The following is a 2009-nucleotide window of genomic DNA, read 5'->3' as shown; positions in this document are numbered from 1 at the left end:
CGAAATGCTCTTCGAGTGTCTTGGTGACCTCGTTGAGAGCGCTCTGCGCGCAATAGACCTCATGCCCGTTCTCGGAGGAGACGACATCGTCGGCGCCAGCTTCGATCGCGGCTTCGAGCATTGCCTCCGCATCGGCGCGCTCCGGCTCGTATTCGACGAGACCGACCCGGTCGAACATGAAGGAGACGGCACCGGTCTCGGCGAGGTTGCCGCCGGATTTGGTGAAGTAGGAGCGCACATCCGAGGCGGTGCGGTTGCGGTTGTCGGTCATCGCCTCGACCATGACGGCGACGCCGCCGGGACCGTAGCCCTCGTAGCGGATCTCTTCGTAATTATCGCCATCGCCGGCCTGGGACTTCTTGATCGCCCGCTCGATATTGTCTTTGGGCATGTTTTCCGCCTTGGCCGCGAGGACGGCGGCGCGCAGGCGCGGGTTCATCGCAGGATCGGGCATGCCCATCTTGGCGGCCACGGTGATTTCCTTGGCGAGTTTGGAGAACAGCTTCGAGCGCTGCGCATCGGCGCGCCCCTTGCGATGCATGATGTTCTTGAACTGTGAATGTCCAGCCATGGTGCTCTCGTCGACGCGCGTGTGAAAGATGTCCGGCAGGCCGGGCCGACCGGTGAAAAGACTGACGGCTTATAGGCTTGGCGAAGCGGTCTCGGCAAGCCCCGCCCGCGATGGGATCGTTGGAGGCGCGGGACGAAATCAATTCAGGGCACAAAAATAGGAAAATAAGCATTGACAGCGGCCCGGTCTTATGCAATTAATCCTGAACGTTGAGGAATTGCGCCGAGGCGCAGCGTCTTTCACATAACGTCCCCCCGGAGATCCGCGATGACTGCACCTTCCGCACCGGCGGATGCGCCTTCGCGTCTGCTGGCGCGTTTCGCCTATGAGAACGGCATCGGTACCGGCCGGCGCATCGCGGCTTATCTCGGGATGACGACCGACGCCTTCACGCGGTTTCGGCGCGATGCCGGCTGGGCCGAGCGCGGCAAGGCGCCGACGGCGCGCGCGCTGGGGCTGTTTCTCGCCTCCTTCGATGCGCCGGCGACCTCGTTATGCACCGAGCCCGCGCGGGTGGATTGCGGTGCGCAGGCGCTGGCCGGGGAATTGCGCGCCTTCGTGGCCGCGCGTCTGTCGACCCTGGCATCGGCGCCGGAGACGGCGGCGGCCCGAGACATCGTCGATCTCACCCGCTGCCTGAAGGAATTGACCATGCTCGAGGACAAACTCGCGCGCAGCCTTCGCGAAAACGAGAGCGGCGAGGAAGGGGAAGCGCGCGATGGGGCGTTCATGGGCACCGGAACGGCATCTGATCTGGCTGAGATCGTTGCGCTCGAGGTGGAGCGCCTGCACGAGCGACATGGAACGCGAGGCGCTCTGGGCGCTCTGTACCCCGCAGATGCGCCAGATCCTGGAGGCGAACTGGGCGCTGAGCGCACGTGACGACCAGTTGCCGCCGACCTTCGCGCGTAACGCATCGCCCTGGACGATCTGGCTGGTGCTCGGCGGGCGCGGCGCCGGCAAGACGCGCACCGGGGCGGAGTGGATCAAGGGGATGGTCCATGGCCTGCCCTGGCTGACGCGCCAGCCGATCGGCAAGATCGCGCTGGTGGGCGAGACCTTCGCGGATGTGCGTGACGTGATGATCGACGGCCCCTCGGGCCTGCTTGCCATCCATGCCCGGCACGAGCGCCCGGTCTGGACGGCGACGCGGCGGCGGCTTGAATGGCCTAACGGCGCGGTGGCACTGGCTTTCTCGGCAGATGATCCCGAAAGCCTGCGCGGCCCGCAATTCGAGGCGGCCTGGGCGGATGAACTCGGTAAATGGCGCTATGCGGATGCGGCCTGGGACCAGCTGCAATTCGGCCTGCGGCTCGGCGCGCAGCCGCGCGAGGTGGTGACGACGACGCCGCGTGCGATACCGCTCTTGAAGCGCATGCTCGCTGACGAGCGCATCGCCCTGACCCGGGCGCGCACGCAGGACAATGCCGACAATCTC

The 2009-nt window shown here is 65.9% G+C and carries 3 protein-coding genes; 2 read left to right on the top strand and 1 reads right to left on the bottom strand.

The window, feature by feature from the left end; all coding sequences use genetic code 11:
- A partial coding sequence (locus VKP01_RS11335) for a YebC/PmpR family DNA-binding transcriptional regulator (RefSeq protein ID WP_324412351.1) occupies nucleotides 1-571 on the bottom strand: 571 nt, incomplete at its 3' end.
- Between the two features lie 267 nt (nucleotides 572-838).
- Between VKP01_RS11335 and VKP01_RS11330 the strand changes: the two genes are divergently transcribed.
- Together VKP01_RS11330 and VKP01_RS11325 are read left to right on the top strand one after the other, a co-directional pair.
- The gene (locus VKP01_RS11330) at nucleotides 839-1453 is read left to right on the top strand and encodes a hypothetical protein (RefSeq protein WP_324412349.1); all 615 of its coding nucleotides are present in this window, start codon (nucleotides 839-841) and stop codon (nucleotides 1451-1453) included.
- Nucleotides 1371-2009, top strand: a 639-nt coding sequence (locus VKP01_RS11325) for a terminase large subunit domain-containing protein (RefSeq protein ID WP_324412347.1), incomplete at its 3' end; no start/stop codon positions are given. The genes VKP01_RS11330 and VKP01_RS11325, both read left to right, overlap by 83 nt.

Origin of the sequence: Saliniramus sp., assembly GCF_035311605.1 — a bacterium.
Lineage (GTDB): Bacteria > Pseudomonadota > Alphaproteobacteria > Rhizobiales > Beijerinckiaceae > Saliniramus.
Note: the sequence above shows the minus strand (reverse complement) of the source record. Positions and strands in the feature narration are given on the sequence as shown.